This is a genomic window from Pseudomonas sp. LH21 (genome assembly GCF_036549575.1).
Lineage (GTDB): Bacteria > Pseudomonadota > Gammaproteobacteria > Pseudomonadales > Pseudomonadaceae > Aquipseudomonas > Aquipseudomonas peradeniyensis.
Genome location: NZ_CP144367.1, coordinates 3,372,325 through 3,388,416, shown reverse-complemented (window position 1 = coordinate 3,388,416; position 16,092 = coordinate 3,372,325). Strand labels below are relative to the sequence as shown.

The window sequence follows — 16,092 nt, the reverse complement described above, 5'->3', positions numbered from 1 at the left end:
GGCACAAGGCCGCTCCTACAGGGGACGTGTGCAGGCCTGGGGCAGGAAATGCGCCGTTCGTTCAAGCGTCACGCTCAGGCACCCGGCAACACTGGCGGCTCCATCCATGACCGGAGCCCTCCATGCGCATCCTCTATGCCCCATGCTTCTTCCTCGGTTTCATCGGTACAGCCGTCTACCTGATCAACCTCGGCGCCGACATTCTCTGGCTGTTGCCCCTGCTCGGCGTGGCCATCCTGCTGTCGTTCACCTGCGAAGCGCTGTACCCGTACAAGCCCGCCTGGAGCGAGGCTGACGGGGAGGGCGGGTGCGATGGCCTGCATGCGCTGGTCAACGAAACCCTGAATGTCGCCAGTATCGCCACGATTCCACTGCTCGCCGGCTGGCTGCCGGCCAGCGGGCTGTGGCCCAGCCATTGGCCAGTGCTGTGGCAATTGCTGCTTGCCATACCCCTGGCCGACCTGGGCATCACCCTGGTGCACTACGCCAGCCACCGCAGCGCGTTGCTCTGGCGCCTGCACGCGGTGCATCACAGCGTGACCCGGCTGTACGGCTTCAATGGCCTGATGAAGCACCCGCTGCACCAGCTCGCCGAGGCCCTCGGCGGTGTGCTGCCGCTGCTGTTGCTGGGCTTGCCGCAGGATATCGCGGCGCTGCTGGCTTTCAGTATCTCGGTGCAGTTGCTGCTGCAGCACAGCAATGTCGACATGCGCATCGGCGGCCTGCGCCATTTGTTTGCCTGGGCACCCGTGCACCGGCTGCACCACCTGAAGTACGGCACGCTGGGTGACGTCAATTTCTCCCTGTTTTTCCCGCTGTGGGATCGCCTGCTGGGAACCGCGCTGCACCTGCCGGGCTATGGACTGGCCGATGACGACGTGGGCATCGGTGATCGCCCGGACTACCCGCAAGCGTACCTGGCACAGCTGCGTGAGCCGTTTCGCCCGACAGCCACGGCGCAGCCGCCGGCACCACTGCCGCGCGGCCTGCGCCAGGCCCTAGGCCAGCGAATCTGAGCGCAGGTGGCGCAGGGCCTCGCTGGCGCGGATACCGAACTGTTGACGGAGGCTGCGGGACAGGTGTGCCGAGTCGGCAAAGCCCGCAGCCATGGCCGCCTCGGTCAGGGACATGCCGTCAAGGGCCTGGCGCAGGGCCATGCGCAGGCGTTGCCAAAGCACCAGGCGTCGTACCGACAGGCCTAGGCTGCCGCTGAACAAGCGCTCCAGCTGACTGATCGACAGCGCGGCGTCCTGCGCCAGTGTCGTGGCTGGCAGGCGCTGCTCGTCCAGCGCCCGGATCCGCGCCAGGGCTCGGGTCAGGCGCGGGTCCAACGAGCGGCGCGGTGCCAGGCGCAACGCCTGGGCCAGACCCGGGATATCACGGGGCGCCTGCTGGCAGGCGTCAAGCAAGGTCTGCAGGGAAAACGCCAGGGGTTCGGCGAACAAGGTGATGCAGGGTGTCTGATGCCCGGGCATGGCGTGGGGCTGCAACGACTCGATGGCCAGCAACCTGCCGCTGCACGGTTCGCCAGCGATCTCAGCACATACCTCGCCCTCGAGTGGTAACAGCACCTGGTGGGCATAGTGGGCGTGGACACTGGTGCACCCTGGCGTGCCGAGCAGCAGGCAATGGTCATCGGCCAGCCAGAGTCGACCCCGCCAAGCGCTGTCCTGTCGTTCGTTCATCCCGGGCTTCCTATCCGTATTGGTCAATAAACACTCATGCGAGTGGATATCGTTCAAAGGCCGATTATGCTTGAGGTGACTTGCCGCGATCCGAGGTCGATGCCTCGTGGTGCTTCGCGCAGCCTGCAATGCCCTTGGGCCTGGGTGCGTGCTTTGGGATCTGATGGAGCACTCCGGTCTACCACAACCAGACGGAGGCGACCCATGGCGGTCCTTGACAGCGCATCCACGGGCAGTAGCGCGCCCCAACGTGGCATTACCCGGGAGGAGCGCAAAGTCATCTTCGCCTCGTCCTTGGGCACCGTGTTCGAATGGTACGACTTCTACCTCTACGGATCACTGGCGGCGATCATCGCCAAGCACTTCTTCGCCGGGGTCAACGAGACCACCTCGTTCATCTTCGCCTTGCTCGCCTTCGCCGCCGGCTTTGCCGTACGGCCATTCGGCGCCATCGTGTTCGGCCGCCTGGGTGACATGATCGGGCGCAAGTATACCTTCCTCATCACCATCGTGATCATGGGCATATCCACGGCGGTGGTGGGGCTGCTGCCCAGCTACGCGACCATCGGCGTGGCCGCGCCGGTGATCCTCATCAGCCTGCGCCTGCTGCAGGGGCTGGCGCTGGGCGGCGAGTACGGCGGCGCCGCCACCTATGTGGCGGAACATGCGCCCAAGGGCAAGCGCGGCTTCTTCACCGCATGGATCCAGACCACCGCCACCCTTGGCCTGTTCCTGTCGCTGCTGGTGATCCTGGCCTGCCGCACAGCCCTGGGCACCGAGGCGTTCGAGGCCTGGGGCTGGCGCATCCCGTTCCTGCTGTCGATCCTGCTGCTGGCGATCTCGGTGTACATCCGCCTGCAGCTCAACGAGTCGCCGGTGTTCATGAAGATGAAGGCCGAAGGCAAGGCGTCGAAGGCGCCGCTGACCGAGTCGTTCGCCCGCTGGGACAACCTCAAGGTGGTGATCATGGCGTTGCTCGGCGGCACCGCCGGGCAGGCGGTGGTGTGGTACACCGGGCAGTTCTACGCGCTGTTCTTCCTGTTGCAGACGCTGAAGATCGACCCGCAGACCGCCAACCTGCTGATCGCCGGCTCGCTGCTGATCGGTACGCCGTTCTTCATCGTCTTCGGCAGCCTGTCCGACCGCATCGGGCGCAAGAAGATCATCATGGCCGGCTGCATCATCGCCGCGCTGACCTATTTCCCGATCTTCAAGGCGCTGACCGAGTACGGCAACCCGGACGTGTTCGTCGCCCAGGAGCAGAACCCGGTGGTGGTGGTGGCCGACCCCGGGCAGTGCGCGTTCCAGTTCGATCCGGTGGGCAAGGCCCGGTTCACCAGCTCCTGCGACATTGCCAAGAGCCTGCTGGCCAAGCGGGCGATCCCGTATGAAAACGAGAAGGCCGAGCCCGGCAGCGTGGCGCAGATCCGTATCGGTGAACGGGTGATCCCGAGCTTCGAGGGCAGCAGCCTGGCCGCGGCGGACCTGAAGACCCAAAGTGATGACTTCACCGCCACCCTGACGGCGGCCCTGAAGGAAGCCGGCTACCCCGAGAAGGCCGACCCGGCGAAGATTCACTACCCGATGGTGTTGCTGCTGCTGAGCATCCTGGTGATCTACGTGACCATGGTCTACGGGCCGATCGCCGCCTGGCTGGTGGAGCTGTTCCCGGCGCGGATCCGCTATACCTCCATGTCGTTGCCATACCACATCGGCAACGGCTGGTTCGGCGGCTTCCTGCCGACGGTGGCCTTCGCCATGGTCGCGGCGACCGGGGACATCTACTACGGGCTGTGGTACCCGATCGTGATCGCGGTAATGACCGCGGTGCTGGGAATCTTGTTCCTGCCGGAAACGAAAGATCGCGACATCAACCACACCTGACCGGCCGCAAGCCCGCTCCACCCGCTCGTGGGAGCGGGCTTGCCCCGCGATGACGGTTGATCAGTCGAAGTATCCACGCAAGGTAAATCGGTACCCGACATCCACCGCAGAGGTCTGCGGTTTGGCATACGCCTTCTTGAGCACGAACTCGATCGCCGGCTCGTACAGCCCGTCACGCACCACGGCGCCCGCCAGTACCTCCACCGTGTACCAGCCGTTGTCCAGCTCGATGATCGGCCGCCCCGGCTCCTGGTAGCGCGCCAGCAGGTCGCCCAGGGCCTTGTTGGTGAAGTGCTGCAGGACGCGCCAGGTGAACAGCATCAGCGCACGGTTCTCGACTCGCAGCCCATACCCCGCACGACGATGCTTGAGACGGCTGCCGGGCTCCAGCAGCGCCGGCGTGCGCTCGTCGAGGGTGAACAGGATGCGGTAGGGCAGGTTGTCGATCCCGGCCAGCGGCAGGATCACCCCTTGCGCCACCGCCAGGTCGCCGCTGTCGCCGCTGGTGAAGGCGCGGGCCAGGTCGTCAGGCAGGTCGTGGTCTTCCTTGAACTGTTCGAGCAGTTGAACATCGCCAAGCAGGAAATAGTCGATCAGGTCGTTGAGCACTTCACTGAATTCGTAGCGCATGGGTTGTCCTTGTTCTGGCTGCGCCGGGGGAAGTCAGCAATGTAGCAGTCCGCGGGGAAAACCACGCGGGTATCAGGCAGGGGTGTCGGCTAATGCCGTTGGGCGATCTGGATCAGGTTGCCGCAGGTATCGTCGAACACGGCCACGGTAACAGGGCCCATGGCCGTGGGCGGCTGGGTGAACTGCACGCCGGCCTTGCGCAGCCGTTCATACTCGGCCTGGATATCGCGCACGCCGAACGAAGTGGCGGGAATGCCGTCCTGCTTGAGCGCGGCCTTGTAGGTCTTGGCTGCGGGATGGGCGTCGGGTTCGAGCAGCAGCTCGACGCCGTTGGGATCGTTGGGGGAGGTGAGGGTGAGCCAGCGGTGCTTGCCCATGGGGATGTCGTGCTTGGGTTCAAAGCCCAGGACATGGTGGTAGAAGGCCTGGGCCTTGGCCTGATCGTCGACGAGGATGCTGGTGACCACGATCTTCATGTGTATCCCTCTGGAGGGGCAGCATCGCGCTGCGGGTACCTGGGGATTATAGAAGGGTCGCCTGCATCGGGTGGACTGGCTCGCAGACTTTCAACCGGAGATCGCTGCGCCTTGTCGCGCGTCAGCATTTCACCAGGTCGAACAGCGAGCGCATCGCCCGGGTCGCCATGCGTCGCATTACCGGCGCCTGCAGGCGTTGCGCCGGCCCGCCGGCACCAAGTGCGGCGACCACCTGGCCGCGCAGGCGCAGGGGCAGGGCGAAGCAGTGCAGGTCTTCACGAGAGGCGGCCAGGTCGAGGGCAAACCCCTGGCTGGCGACCTGGTGCAGCTCCTGCTCGAGCGTCTGCGGGACCGGTTGGGTACGCAGCAGTTGCCTGGCCAGCTGAGGGTCATGGGCCAACAGTACCTTGCCGATCGCCGAGGTGGCCAGGCCGTCGCGACGGGTGTCCGCGGGCAGTTGCAACGCCTGACCCCGGCCATCCAGTGCTGCCAGCGTGAGGTAGGCACGCGTGCCGCCGGGCACCGCCAGGAAGCAGTGTTCCCCACACAGGTCGGCAAAGGCGCGCAGCGCCGGGGTGAAGGCCTGGCGCAGGCGCTGCTCGGTCTCGCTCAGTGGTTGTGCCAGCTGGCGCAGGCGCAGACCGAGGGCATAGTGACGCTGCTCGCGGGTGACGTATCCCAGCGACATCAAGGTATCCAGCAGCCCATGGACCGTGCTCTTGCCCAGGCCACTGCGTTCGGCGAGGTCGTTCAGGCGCGCCCGGCCGCCTCCGGCGCGGATGAGTTCGAGCAGGTGCATGGCTCGCTCCAGGGACTGGATCTGGCGACTGTTGGCGGACATAAAGCGATCCCGGCATTCGATGGCTGCCCATTGTGCCTGCAATCGCAAGGTGGCGCAGGCGCTCGAGTTCGGCAATGTCGAACCTTGAGGCTTTTCTGCGCCCGCTTCCACTGTTGACGGGGGGCTGTGCCTACACTCGCCGGCAATTCAACCAGCCAGAGGAATCAGTACATGGATCTGCAACTGCAAGGTGCCCGGGTCGTGGTCAGCGGCGGCACACGGGGTATCGGTCGGGCCATCGTCGAGTGCTTTCTCGCCGAAGGCGCCCAGGTGGCGTTTTGCGCGCGGGACGAGGCTGGGGTGCGCCAGGCCGAGGCCGAGTTTGGCGACCAGGCCCGCGGCAGGGCGGTGGACATCACCGATGCCGTGCAGGTCGACGGGTGGATCGCCGCTGCCGCCGAGCGCATGGGCGGCATCGATATCGTCGTGCCCAACGTCAGCGCCCTGGCCCACGGCAGCGAGGCCAGGATATGGCGCCAGGCCTTCGAAACCGACCTGCTGGGCACGGTCGGCATGGTGACGGCGGCGCTTCCCTGGCTCAGGGCCTCGGCGCAGGCGGCGGTGGTCTTGATCTCCAGCGTGTCCGGACGTGAACTGAGCAGCTTCGACGAGCCGTACGGGGTGCTCAAGGCCGCGCTGAATCACTACGGCAAGACACTATCGGCGCGCCATGCCGGCGAGGGTATCCGGGTCAATTGCGTATCGCCCGGCAACGTCTATTTCGCCGATGGCGTCTGGGGGCGGATCGAACGCGAGCAGCCCGAGGCGTTTGCCCGCAGCCTGGCGGCCAACCCGCTCGGACGCATGGCGCGGCCGGAAGAGGTCGCCCGGGCCACGGTGTTCCTGGCCAGTCCGGCGGCAAGCTTCATCAGTGGCACCAACCTGCTGGTCGATGGCGGCCTGACCCGCGGCGTGCAGTTCTGACGACAGCCCGGGCCTGGACTGGCGGGAGTTGTGGCCACGGGCAGACAGACGGTACAAATGCCTAATCCAAAAGTGATATCAGATCGCTTGCATGGCGCTTGGGCCGATCTATGCTCAGGGCATCCCGTGGATACAGGAGCCCCGGCCCATGTTCGAATACCATCGCAAGTCCGATCTGGTCGAAATTCAGCGCGCCCGGCAGGCCCTGGCGGGCATGGAGGCGAAACTGGCCGCGATCAGCCGTTCCATGGCGATGATCGAGTTCGCGCCGGATGGCACGATCCTCGAGGCGAACGAGCACTTCTGCAAGACCATGGGCTACAGTGCCGACGAGATCCGCGGCAAGCACCATCGGATTTTCTGCGACCCGACCTACGCCAAGAGCGCCGAGTACCAACAGCTCTGGCGCGAACTGGGTGAGGGCAAGGCCATCAGCGGCACCTTCGAGCGCCTGGACAAGGCCGGTCGCGAGGTGTGGCTGGAGGCCAGCTACATGCCGGTGATCGACGAGCGCCAGCAGGTCACCAGCGTGATCAAGGTGGCCTCTGACATCACCCGGCATGTGATCGAGGAGCATGAAAGCGAAAGCCTGCTCAAGGCCATCGGCCGCTCCATGGCGGTGATCGAGTTCACCCCGGCCGGGCGGGTGATCAAGGCCAACCAGAACTTCCTCGATACCATGGGCTATCGCCTGGAGGAAGTGGTCGGGCGCCACCATGGGCTGTTCTGCCTGCCCCATGAGCGCGAGTCGGCCGAGTACCGCGACTTCTGGGCCTCGCTCAATCGCGGCGAGTACCATTCGCACCGCTTCGAGCGCGTCAACAAACAAGGCCAGACCGTGTACCTGGAGGCGTCCTACAACCCGATCTTCGACAACAAGGGCCGGTTGTACAAGGTGGTGAAATTCGCCAGCGACATCACCCGTCAGATCAGCACCCAGCAGACCGCCGCCGACGCCGCCCATGCCAGTTCGATGCAGACCGACGCCTGCGCGCGCAAGGGCACCCAGGTGGTGCAGCAGGCGGTCGAGGTGATCGAGCAGATTTCAACCGAGCTGAACGATGCCGCGCGCACCATCGATGCGGTGAGCAAGCAGTCCGAGGTGATAGGGCAGATTGTCCTGACCATCCGCGGCATCGCCGACCAGACCAACCTGCTGGCGCTCAACGCTGCCATCGAGGCGGCCCGCGCCGGCGAGCATGGCCGGGGCTTCGCCGTGGTCGCCGACGAGGTGCGCAACCTGGCGGCGCGCACCAGCAAGGCGACCCTGGAGATTGTCGAGGTGGTGCGACAGAATCATGATCTGTCACTGACCGCGGTGGCCAGCATGCAATCAAGCCTGACCCGTACGGGGCTTGGCGTGGAGCTGGCCAACGAGGCCGGCACGGTGATCATGGAGATCCAGCAGGGGTCGCGGCACGTGGTGGACGCGATCAGCCAGATCAGTTCGACCCTTCAATTGCACTGAGGCTCTGGCGCAGCTCCAGCTCCAGTCCGTGCAGACTGGCCTGGAGCCGGGCGAGCAGCCGGTCCACCGGCTCGCCTTGGGCGATGGCCTGCTCCAGGGCCTCGCAGTCCTGCTTCACGCCCCTGACCTTGAGCATCTTGGCGCCCCCCTTGACCCGGTGGACCACCGGTACCAGGGCCTCGGGTAACGGATTGGCGCCGAGCGCCTGCAGTGCCTGCAGGTCCTCGGCGCTGCTTCGTGCCAGCTGCTCCAGCAGGCGCCTGATCAGCTGGTTGTCGTCCTGGGTGAGGTGGCGCAGTTCGGCCAGGTTGAAGCCGCTGGGGCGCGGTGCTTCCCCAGCCAGGTCAGGCTGGGGCGCGGCAGCCAGTGGCAGGCAGGCCCTGAGTGCCTGCAGGCCGATCGGCTTGAACAGGCATTCATCCATGCCGTTGTCCAGGCAGCGTTGACGCTCCTCGGCCTGGGCGTTGGCGGTGACGCCGATGATGCGACAGGCCGATGCGCCAGTCTTGCGCTCCTGCGCCCGAATGGCGCGGGCCAGCTCATGACCATCCATGACCGGCATGCTGCAGTCGGTGATCACCACGTCGAAGTGACCTGCCTGCCACAGTGCCAACGCCGCCTTGCCCTGGTCGGCGAGGCTCACCTGGTGGCCCAGCGAGCGCAGCTGTTTGTCCAGTAGCAGCAGGTTGGCCGGATAGTCGTCCACCACCAGGACCTGCAGCGGCCCGCTGAGGACTTCGACCACCGGGTTGACGAGCGTCGCGTCGGTGTTGGGCTCGGCGCCGGGCAGGGTGAGGCGGACATCGACCTGGGTCCCCAGGCCCTCGATGCTGTGCAGGGTCAGCTCGCCCCCCATGAGTTCGCACAGCTCGCGGCTGATCACCAGCCCCAGGCCGGCGCCCTGGCGGGCCTGGCGACCATCGACCTGGGAGAAGGTGGTGAACAGCCGCGCCTGGTCGCTGGCGCCAATGCCCACGCCGCTGTCCTTGATCTGCAAGCTGGCCTGGTGCAGGCCGGCATCGAGCGAGGTCATCAGCAGTGACACGTCGACCTGGCCGTGGTCGGTGAACTTGATCGCGTTGCTCAACAGGTTCGACAGCACCTGCTTGAGGCGCAACGGATCGGCCAGCACCCAGGCCGGGGCGCCAGGCAGCACTGCACGCAGGGCCAACCCCTTGAGGCGGGCGCTGCCCTCGAAGATTCGCAGGGTGGAGCGGATCAGGTCGACCAGGTCGACGGCCACCGGTTGCAGGGTCATGTGGCCGGACTCGATGCGTGAGATGTCCAGCACATCGCCGATCAGCTCGAGCAGGCCGATCGCCGAGTCGTGGGCCGCCTCCAGGGCCTGGCGATCGCTATGACCGTGCCGGCTGTCCTCAAGGGCCATTTCCAGCAGGCCGATGACGGCGTTCATCGGCGTGCGGATCTCATGGCTCATGACCGCCAGGAAGGTGCTCTTCGCCCGGCTGGCCTGTTCGGCATCGTCCTTGGCCTGGCGCAACTGTTCGAGCAGGCCGCGGCTGAGTGCCAGCTGCTCCTGCAGCGCACGCTGGGCCTCGCTGCGCTGGTGGATCAACTTGCGCAGGTAGGTGTTCCAGAACACCACGCCCGTCAGCAGCAGGGCGGCCAGAACCAGGACCTGCAGGGCCAGGGTGCGGTAGTTGCGCCAGGGGCTGTCGCTGACCACGGTGTTGGTGCGCCAGCGATTGACCAGTTGCTCCAGCTCGTCGGGTGGAATGCTCAGCAACGCCTTGTCGAGGATCGCCTGCAACTGGTGTTCCGTCGGGCTTACCGCGAAGGTCGCCAGCGCCGGTTCGTCGCCCAGCAAGCCGGCAATCCTGAGCCGGCCGTTGAACACCTGGTTGATGAAGTAGGTGGCATTGATCTGCGAGCTGAGGGCGACATCAGCGTCGCCGTTGGCCACGGCCTCCATCAGTTGCAGGGGGTTTTCCCGTTCGACGGTGTGCAGGCCGGGGTACTGGCGTTCGAGCCCTTCGAGCGAAGGCGAGCCGCGCAGCAATGCCACCCGTTGGCCTTGCAGAGGTTGCGCGGCGTCCAGCGCTGGCGCGTCCTGGCGGGTGACCAGGACCCGTGGGCTGATCATGTAGGGGCGGCTGTAGCGCACGCGCTGGGCGCGAAGCACACCGTAACCGATGGCACCGATCATGTCGGCCTTGCCCTGGGCAACCTGCTCGACCATGTCCTCGAACGATTCCGACTCGACGACCTGGAAGCGCAGGCCGGTGCGCAGGCCGATACGCTCCAGCAAGTCCAGGGCGATGCCCCGAGGTTGCTGTTGGGCATCGGTGAAGCTCAGCGGCGCGAGAGAGGTGTTGATCATCACCTTGATCTGCCGGTGTCGGGCGATCCAGTCGCGCTCCTCGGCCGTCAGGGCGTCCAGGCGACGGTCGAGCAGGACGCTGGTGCTGCCACCGGTCCAGCGGCGCAGGATGTTCAGCCGCTCACTGTCGGCGATGCGCGCCAGGGCGAGGTCGACCAGTTGCAGCAGGCGTTGGTCGTCGCGGGCCAGGGCAAAGGCGAACGTGCTGGGTGGCGCCTTGACGAAGTGATCGACCTTGACCCGTTCCTGGAAACCCTTGGCAATCGCGTAGTCGGCGCTGATCGCATCGCCCAGGTAGACATCGGCCTGGCCCAGTGCCACCGCGGCGACACCCGCGAGGGTGGAGCGGTAGAGGTTCAACTGCGCGCGTGGGTAGAGCTGCTGCACCGTATGGATGGGCAGGTAATGGTCGACCATGGCCAGGCGCAGGCCTTCAAGGTTGTCACCCTCGGGCAGGCTCTGGTTCTGTCGCGACACGATCACCGGCAGGTCGTCGGCATAGGGCGTACTCAGTACCAGGTCGGCATCACTGGCTTCGAAGGCATTGGAGCTGCCCAGCAGGTCGATTTCGCCCGCGCGCAGCGCATCCAGGGCCTGGGCGCGGCTGGCATAGCGACGCACTTCGATCGGCACGCCCAACTGCTCGGCGATCAGGCCGGCGTAGTCGGCGGTCAGGCCCTCGTAGTCGGCCTGGCTGATGTTGATGTCGAAGGGCGGGTAGTCCGGGTGCGAGCTGCCCAGTACCAGGCGCCTGCGCTCATTGAGCCACTGCCGGTCGGAAGCGGCCACCGCCAGCGGTGGCGCCGCGCTCAGGGCTCGGGCCAGCAGGTGGCGGGGCTCGCTGTGCACTTCGGCGTTGGCGGGCAGCGACAGCAGCGCGACCAGCAGCAGGCAAAGCGATGTCCCCTTGTGCATGGCTCAGGCCACGTTGTTGCGTTTGGCCAGGTCGACCATTTCCACCAGCGACTCGACCTTGAGTTTCTCCATGATCCGGCCGCGGTAGGTGCTGATGGTCTTGGCGCTGAGGTTCATCTGCTCGCCGATCAGTTTGTTGCTCTGGCCGGCGCTGAGCCGGCGCAGCACCTCCATTTCCCGGTTGGACAGCAGTGCCAGGCGCTCGGTCTCGCTTTCCAGGGTATTGCTGTTGACCGCCATCTGCGGGAAGGTCGAGTAACCCTTGACCAGTGCCTTGAGGGCGAAGACCAGGGCGTCGAGGTCTTCGTCCTTGTTGACGAAGGCCGAGATGCCGGCGTCCATGCAGCGGCGCACGTAGAGGTCGGCGGGTTGGCCGGTCAGGGCCATGATCCGCGGCGGCGGGTCGATCAGCTTGAGGCGCTTGATCACCTCCATGCCGTCGAGGTCCGGCAGGCCGATATCGAGGATGACCACATCCGCCTTGGTCTGCTCGGCCATGCGGGCAGCTTCCTTGCCTTTACCGGTTTCCCCCACGACGGTGAAGCGTTCGCGTTCGAGCAGCATGCGTACGGCAAGTCGAACAATGTGATGGTCATCGACCAACAGCACGGATGTCATTCAGGTAACTCCTGTCAAAGTGCAGCGCGCTTCCAGCCTACGATTACAGGCGCTGGGCAGCGGACTTGCTGGGCAGCGCGCACCTTACGGATATTCAGGAGCCTTGGTAATAGGCGAGTATAGGTGTGTTGAAATACCTGCACCAACCTGTAGAAAAGTCCTACAAGAAAGGTTCAGGCACAGGGTGCGTGCGGCTTGTGCACGCGCTGTGTCGAGGCGCGATTGTTGTCCAGGACCTTGCCGACACGGGTGGGGCGGGCCACCAGCTGGCCGCCGCAGTTCGGGCAACGGTTGTGGAAGTGCCGGTCGTTGCAGGCGCGGCAGAAGGTACATTCGAACGAACAGATCAGCGCATCCGGGCTTTCGGCGGGCAGGTCGGTGTCGCAGCATTCGCAGTTGGGGCGCAGTTCGAGCATGGGCTTGGTTTCCATCCAGTTGGAAAATCCAGTGTGCTACGCCGCGCCCCTGGTCGGCAATCGTTTCACGAGCCTGGGCGATAGAGGTGGGCGTGACCGGCACGGTACAGGGCCGAGTCGGCGAACGGCGCGTCCCCCAGCACATGGCCGACCAGGATCAGCGCCGTGCGCCGGAAGCCTTTGGCGGCCACGCGCTCGCCGATGTCCGCCAGGGTGCCCTTGACCCAGTCCTGGTCCGGCCAAGTGGCACGATGGACCACCGCGATCGGGCAGTCGAGGCCATAGTGTGGCAGCAGCTCCTCGACGATGCGGGCCAGGTGGCGCACGCCCAGGTGGATGGCCAGGGTGCTGCCGTGGCGGGCCAGGTCGGCCAGTTGCTCACCGGCCGGCATCGGCGAACTGTCGCCAAAGCGGGTGAGAATCACGGTCTGTGCCACGTCGGGCAGGGTCAGCTCGCAACCGAGCAGCGCGGCACTGGCGGCGGTGGCGGTGACGCCGGGGACGATCTGGTAGTCGATGTCCAGTTCGCGCAAGTGGCGGATCTGTTCGCCGATGGCGCCGTACAGGCTGGGGTCGCCGCTGTGCACCCGGGCCACATCCTCGTTTTTGGCATGGGCCTGGCGCATCACCTCGACGATCTGTTCAAGGTGCAGTTCGGCGCTGTTGATCACGGTGTGCGCCTGATGACCTTCCAGTACAGCGGCGGGGACCAGGGAGCCTGCGTAGATGATCACCGGGCACTGGCGGATCAGGCGCTGGCCCTTGACCGTGATCAGCTCCGGATCGCCGGGGCCGGCACCAATGAAATAGACCGTCATGGGGGTTCCTTGCAGAAATTTGCAGCGGATTATCCGCCGATCGCCAGGGCCAGGGTAGCGCCGCCGAGTACCTGCCTGGGCACGTGCAGGCGGCCGTTGTCGCCAGCCAGGGCGAGGGCGGTGCTTTCGGCGACGCCCCAGCAGCCGGTCTGGGCGTACACCGTGGCCGAGCGATGGCTGAGCAGCGGTTCGAAGACCGTCAGATGCGTGGCGTCGAAGCAGATGTAAGGCAGCCCCAGGCGCTCGGCCAATGCCAGCAGGCCGGGCTCGCGGGCCTTGGGCTCGATGCTGGCAATGGCGCGCAGGGCCGAGAGGGGCAGGGCGTGGCGGTTGAGCGTCTGGCGCAGCAGCACCGCCAGCGTCTCGACCGGGCAGCCACGGCGACAGCCAAAGCCGGCGTACAGCGCCGGCTGGGCAGGAAACTCGTGCATCAGGCCTGGCTGGAGCGACGGTACAGCCACGCGCTGAGCAGGCCCAAAGCCAACCAGAACGCGGCGTTGGTCAGCCACGAAGCGATCTTGAACTGGGTCTCGAGGGCTTCCGGCGCCAGGCTTTCATGCACCGCCGGCTGCGGCGCGCCGATCAGGTGCGGGATCACCAGCAGGGCGACGCCAAGGGACTTGAACAACCAGTGCCGGGCGAACACCAGCAACGCCAGGCCAGCGGCGGTGGCCGCTGCGGTGCCGATCCACCAGGTCTGGCGCTGGCCGAGGTCGGCGGCGGCGGTGCCGGGCAGTTCCGGTGGCAGGCCCAGGGTCGGCGCCAGGCAGAACACGGCAAAGCCAGCCAGGCCCCACAGCGCGCCGGTGGCCACGCGGTTCGGTTCGCGCAGGCTATAGAGGGCGACCAGGATCAGGGCGAAACCGACGGCGACCACCAGGTTGCCGCCAGTGGTGGACAGCACGCGCTGCCAGCCGTCTTCCGGCGCCCAGGCCTCGGCGCTGTGTTCATGCTCGTGGGGCGCGACGGCGTCGCCGTGCTCATGGTGTTCGGCGACCGGGGCGGCGGATTCGTAGGTTTCCGCCTGGAGAATCAGTGGGGCGACCCATAAGCTTTGCAGCAAGGTCAGCAGCAGGGCCGCGAGCAGGCCGCTGAAACCCGCGGTACGGGCGATGCGCGTAATCATGCGGGTTTACTCAGTGGCAAGGGAAGGCGGCGCTGTGGCGGGTGTCGTGGGCGGCGTTGTGCACCGCCTCGATGTGCGAGAAACCGGCGAAGTACACCAGGCACAGGCCCAGCAGGCTGGCGCCGACCGCGACGATCAGTCGCTGGCTGAGGCTGACGGGGGTGGCGATACTGTGTTTGGCGCTGGTGATGGGCATGACGCGTTCCTCTGCTGCTTTTGTTGTGGCAACGGGCATGCGCGACGACCCCGGGCACGGCCGGCCCAGGTGATACGACGACGCCCGCCCACCGCGGGGTGTACTGTGAGCACGTCAGGCCGGTCTCCGGGCTGGCGAGGTGGAGCAAGGCTCCTTCGATGGCGTCACCTTCCCATGCCATACGTTTAGCACAGTGGTCTGGACGCTTCTCTCGCTTACCGTTGCGGGGGCAGCACCGGCCTTGTCGGCTCCTTTGAATGGAGGCACGACGCACCGGTTTCCCGTTTCACCCCCGTCGGGGGCACCTGAACGCAATGCGCTAGCAAATCACGGGGCCGGGCCCGCGTCAATCGCCGCAGCGGTTGACCGCCAGGCAGGCACTGCGTAGCCTTGCCGTTTCGAGGTTCTCGGGCGTTGGCCCGGGCTAAGACGGGAACGCGGTACAAGCCGCGGCTGCCCCCGCAACTGTAAGCACTGAAGGGTTCGGCACAGCCACTGCGCAGGCGCGCGGGAAGGCGCCGGCCCGCCGGCCAGCGTGCCGCAGCGGTGCAAGCCAGGAGACCTGCCTCGTGACGTTTTCGACTTTCAACCGGGCGGGGTGATCCGGTGGCGAACGCGCCAGGCCGGCATGGTCGTGGCTGTCGTCCTGCATGCCCGCGCCACTGCTGCCAAGGGCACCGCGACATGAAAACACTGGCCAAGCTTCCCGTCACCATCGTCACCGGCTTCCTCGGCTCGGGCAAGACCACCTTGCTGCGCCATATGCTCGACAACGCCCAGGGCCGCCGCATCGCGGTAATCGTCAACGAATTCGGCGAGCTGGGCATCGACGGCGAGATCCTCAAGCAGTGCAGCATCGGCTGCACCGAGGAGGAGGCCAACGGCCGCGTCTACGAGCTGGCCAACGGTTGCCTGTGCTGCACCGTGCAGGAAGAGTTCTTCCCGGTGATGCGCGAGCTGGTGGCCCGGCGCGGCGATCTCGATCACATTCTTATCGAGACCAGTGGCCTGGCCTTGCCCAAACCGCTGGTACAGGCCTTCCAGTGGCCGGAAATCCGCAATGCCTGCACTGTCGATGCGGTGATCACCGTGGTCGACAGCCCGGCCGTGGCCGCCGGCACCTTCGCCGCCTACCCGGACCAGGTCGACGCCCAGCGCAAGCTCGACCCCAACCTCGACCACGAGTCGCCGCTGCACGAACTGTTCGCCGACCAGCTGGCCAGCGCCGACCTGGTGGTGCTGAACAAGGCCGACCTGATTGATGCCGAGGGCCTGGCCAAGGTCCGCGCCGAGGTGGCCGAGGAGCTGCCGCCGGCGGTCAAGGTGATCGAGGCCAGCAGCGGTCGCTTGCCGCTGGAAGTATTGCTGGGCGTGGGCGCCGAGTCCGAGGCGCATATCGATGGTCGTCGTACCCATCACGACTCGCATCACGACGGCGATGACCATGACGACCATGACCACGACGCCTTCGACTCGATCTCCATTGATCTGCCCGAGGCCGACGAGAGCCTGCTGCTCGACGCCCTGACCCAGCTGGTCACCGAGTTCGGCATCCTGCGTGCCAAGGGCTTCGCCGCCATCCCCGGCAAGCCGATGCGCCTGCTGATCCAGGGCGTGGGCACCCGCTTCGACAAGCATTTCGACCGCGCCTGGCGCAGCGATGAACCACGCATCACCCGCCTGGTGCTGATCGGCCAGGCGCTGGACGCCGCACAGCTGGAAGCGCGCCTGCGCCAGGTTCTGGGCGCCTGATC

At 66.2% G+C, this 16,092-nt stretch carries 16 protein-coding genes, 1 pseudogene and 2 riboswitches; of the genes and pseudogenes, 6 read left to right on the top strand and 11 right to left on the bottom strand.

Annotation, left to right across the window (positions count from 1 at the left end):
* Positions 1-122: 122 nt before the first annotated feature.
* A complete protein-coding gene (locus tag VUG52_RS15410; protein ID WP_331831715.1) occupies positions 123-1,016 on the top strand; it encodes a sterol desaturase family protein in 894 nt (297 codons plus the stop codon).
* Here the strand turns inward: VUG52_RS15410 and VUG52_RS15405 are convergent.
* Positions 999-1,685 (bottom strand): helix-turn-helix domain-containing protein, encoded by a 687-nt coding sequence (locus VUG52_RS15405; protein ID WP_050705473.1) that lies wholly within the window; start codon positions 1,683-1,685, stop codon positions 999-1,001. The genes VUG52_RS15410 and VUG52_RS15405 overlap by 18 nt on opposite strands.
* 204 nt (positions 1,686-1,889) lie before the next feature.
* Here VUG52_RS15405 and VUG52_RS15400 point away from each other — a divergent pair, with 204 nt between their 5' ends.
* Positions 1,890-3,569, top strand: a complete 1,680-nt coding sequence (locus VUG52_RS15400) for an MFS transporter (protein ID WP_331831714.1) — start codon at positions 1,890-1,892, stop codon at positions 3,567-3,569.
* Between the two features lie 60 nt (positions 3,570-3,629).
* Here VUG52_RS15400 and VUG52_RS15395 read toward each other — a convergent pair whose 3' ends face one another.
* From VUG52_RS15395 to VUG52_RS15385, 3 genes are all read right to left on the bottom strand, one after another.
* On the bottom strand, positions 3,630-4,199 hold the full coding sequence (locus VUG52_RS15395) for a hypothetical protein (protein WP_050705475.1): 570 nt from the start codon (positions 4,197-4,199) through the stop codon (positions 3,630-3,632).
* An 89-nt stretch (positions 4,200-4,288) separates the two neighbouring features.
* Positions 4,289-4,675: a VOC family protein gene (locus VUG52_RS15390; protein ID WP_050705476.1), complete on the bottom strand. Its 387-nt coding sequence runs from the start codon at positions 4,673-4,675 to the stop codon at positions 4,289-4,291.
* Positions 4,676-4,796: 121 nt separating this feature from the next.
* A complete protein-coding gene (locus VUG52_RS15385) occupies positions 4,797-5,516 on the bottom strand; it encodes an IclR family transcriptional regulator (protein WP_050705477.1) in 720 nt (239 codons plus the stop codon).
* A 171-nt stretch (positions 5,517-5,687) separates the two neighbouring features.
* Here VUG52_RS15385 and VUG52_RS15380 point away from each other — a divergent pair, with 171 nt between their 5' ends.
* From VUG52_RS15380 to VUG52_RS27285, 3 genes and pseudogenes are all read left to right on the top strand, one after another.
* A complete protein-coding gene (locus VUG52_RS15380; protein ID WP_050705478.1) occupies positions 5,688-6,440 on the top strand; it encodes an SDR family NAD(P)-dependent oxidoreductase in 753 nt (250 codons plus the stop codon).
* Between the two features lie 91 nt (positions 6,441-6,531).
* A pseudogene (locus VUG52_RS27290) lies at positions 6,532-7,371 on the top strand (PAS domain-containing protein); the annotation flags it as partial.
* A 42-nt stretch (positions 7,372-7,413) separates the two neighbouring features.
* Complete coding sequence (locus tag VUG52_RS27285; protein WP_409077828.1) at positions 7,414-7,908, top strand: methyl-accepting chemotaxis protein; 495 nt, start codon at positions 7,414-7,416, stop codon at positions 7,906-7,908.
* Here VUG52_RS27285 and VUG52_RS15370 read toward each other — a convergent pair.
* The 7 genes from VUG52_RS15370 to VUG52_RS15340 all read right to left on the bottom strand — a co-directional run bounded on the left by VUG52_RS15370 (position 7,883) and on the right by VUG52_RS15340 (position 14,338).
* Positions 7,883-11,164: a transporter substrate-binding domain-containing protein gene (locus VUG52_RS15370; protein ID WP_262974485.1), complete on the bottom strand. Its 3,282-nt coding sequence runs from the start codon at positions 11,162-11,164 to the stop codon at positions 7,883-7,885. The two genes, VUG52_RS27285 and VUG52_RS15370, sit on opposite strands and share 26 nt — an antisense overlap.
* Positions 11,165-11,167: 3 nt before the next feature.
* The gene (locus VUG52_RS15365; RefSeq protein ID WP_262974484.1) at positions 11,168-11,782 is read right to left on the bottom strand and encodes a response regulator transcription factor; all 615 of its coding nucleotides are present in this window, start codon (positions 11,780-11,782) and stop codon (positions 11,168-11,170) included.
* Between the two features lie 173 nt (positions 11,783-11,955).
* The gene (locus VUG52_RS15360) at positions 11,956-12,198 is read right to left on the bottom strand and encodes a DUF1272 domain-containing protein (protein ID WP_050705501.1); all 243 of its coding nucleotides are present in this window, start codon (positions 12,196-12,198) and stop codon (positions 11,956-11,958) included.
* A gap of 65 nt (positions 12,199-12,263) precedes the next feature.
* Complete coding sequence (gene cobM, locus VUG52_RS15355; RefSeq protein WP_050705482.1) at positions 12,264-13,016, bottom strand: precorrin-4 C(11)-methyltransferase; 753 nt, start codon at positions 13,014-13,016, stop codon at positions 12,264-12,266.
* A 29-nt stretch (positions 13,017-13,045) separates the two neighbouring features.
* Positions 13,046-13,447 (bottom strand): cobalamin biosynthesis protein, encoded by a 402-nt coding sequence (locus VUG52_RS15350; protein ID WP_050705483.1) that lies wholly within the window; start codon positions 13,445-13,447, stop codon positions 13,046-13,048.
* Positions 13,447-14,142: a CbtA family protein gene (locus VUG52_RS15345; protein WP_050705484.1), complete on the bottom strand. Its 696-nt coding sequence runs from the start codon at positions 14,140-14,142 to the stop codon at positions 13,447-13,449. The genes VUG52_RS15350 and VUG52_RS15345 overlap by 1 nt, the downstream gene beginning before the upstream one ends.
* Before the next feature lie 10 nt (positions 14,143-14,152).
* Entirely contained in the window at positions 14,153-14,338 is a 186-nt protein-coding gene (locus tag VUG52_RS15340) for a CbtB domain-containing protein (protein WP_028690797.1), read from the bottom strand.
* A 100-nt stretch (positions 14,339-14,438) separates the two neighbouring features.
* Positions 14,439-14,663, bottom strand: a riboswitch (cobalamin riboswitch).
* Between the two features lie 59 nt (positions 14,664-14,722).
* A riboswitch (cobalamin riboswitch) is annotated at positions 14,723-14,922 on the top strand.
* A gap of 100 nt (positions 14,923-15,022) precedes the next feature.
* Here VUG52_RS15340 and cobW point away from each other — a divergent pair.
* Entirely contained in the window at positions 15,023-16,090 is a 1,068-nt protein-coding gene (gene cobW / locus VUG52_RS15335) for a cobalamin biosynthesis protein CobW (protein ID WP_186734603.1), read from the top strand.
* Positions 16,091-16,092: the final 2 nt, after the last annotated feature.

What these genes read in the sequence shown, in the direction of transcription:
- VUG52_RS15410 (WP_331831715.1), top strand. Translation starts at nt 123, where the DNA reads ATGCGCATCCTCTATGCCCCATGCTTCTTCCTCGGTTTCATCGGTACA.
- VUG52_RS15405 (WP_050705473.1), bottom strand. Translation starts at nt 1,685, where the DNA reads ATGAACGAACGACAGGACAGCGCTTGGCGGGGTCGACTCTGGCTGGCC.
- VUG52_RS15400 (WP_331831714.1), top strand. Translation starts at nt 1,890, where the DNA reads ATGGCGGTCCTTGACAGCGCATCCACGGGCAGTAGCGCGCCCCAACGT.
- VUG52_RS15395 (WP_050705475.1), bottom strand. Translation starts at nt 4,199, where the DNA reads ATGCGCTACGAATTCAGTGAAGTGCTCAACGACCTGATCGACTATTTC.
- VUG52_RS15390 (WP_050705476.1), bottom strand. Translation starts at nt 4,675, where the DNA reads ATGAAGATCGTGGTCACCAGCATCCTCGTCGACGATCAGGCCAAGGCC.
- VUG52_RS15385 (WP_050705477.1), bottom strand. Translation starts at nt 5,516, where the DNA reads ATGTCCGCCAACAGTCGCCAGATCCAGTCCCTGGAGCGAGCCATGCAC.
- VUG52_RS15380 (WP_050705478.1), top strand. Translation starts at nt 5,688, where the DNA reads ATGGATCTGCAACTGCAAGGTGCCCGGGTCGTGGTCAGCGGCGGCACA.
- VUG52_RS27285 (WP_409077828.1), top strand. Translation starts at nt 7,414, where the DNA reads ATGCAGACCGACGCCTGCGCGCGCAAGGGCACCCAGGTGGTGCAGCAG.
- VUG52_RS15370 (WP_262974485.1), bottom strand. Translation starts at nt 11,164, where the DNA reads ATGCACAAGGGGACATCGCTTTGCCTGCTGCTGGTCGCGCTGCTGTCG.
- VUG52_RS15365 (WP_262974484.1), bottom strand. Translation starts at nt 11,782, where the DNA reads ATGACATCCGTGCTGTTGGTCGATGACCATCACATTGTTCGACTTGCC.
- VUG52_RS15360 (WP_050705501.1), bottom strand. Translation starts at nt 12,198, where the DNA reads ATGCTCGAACTGCGCCCCAACTGCGAATGCTGCGACACCGACCTGCCC.
- cobM (WP_050705482.1), bottom strand. Translation starts at nt 13,016, where the DNA reads ATGACGGTCTATTTCATTGGTGCCGGCCCCGGCGATCCGGAGCTGATC.
- VUG52_RS15350 (WP_050705483.1), bottom strand. Translation starts at nt 13,447, where the DNA reads ATGCACGAGTTTCCTGCCCAGCCGGCGCTGTACGCCGGCTTTGGCTGT.
- VUG52_RS15345 (WP_050705484.1), bottom strand. Translation starts at nt 14,142, where the DNA reads ATGATTACGCGCATCGCCCGTACCGCGGGTTTCAGCGGCCTGCTCGCG.
- VUG52_RS15340 (WP_028690797.1), bottom strand. Translation starts at nt 14,338, where the DNA reads ATGCCCATCACCAGCGCCAAACACAGTATCGCCACCCCCGTCAGCCTC.
- cobW (WP_186734603.1), top strand. Translation starts at nt 15,023, where the DNA reads ATGAAAACACTGGCCAAGCTTCCCGTCACCATCGTCACCGGCTTCCTC.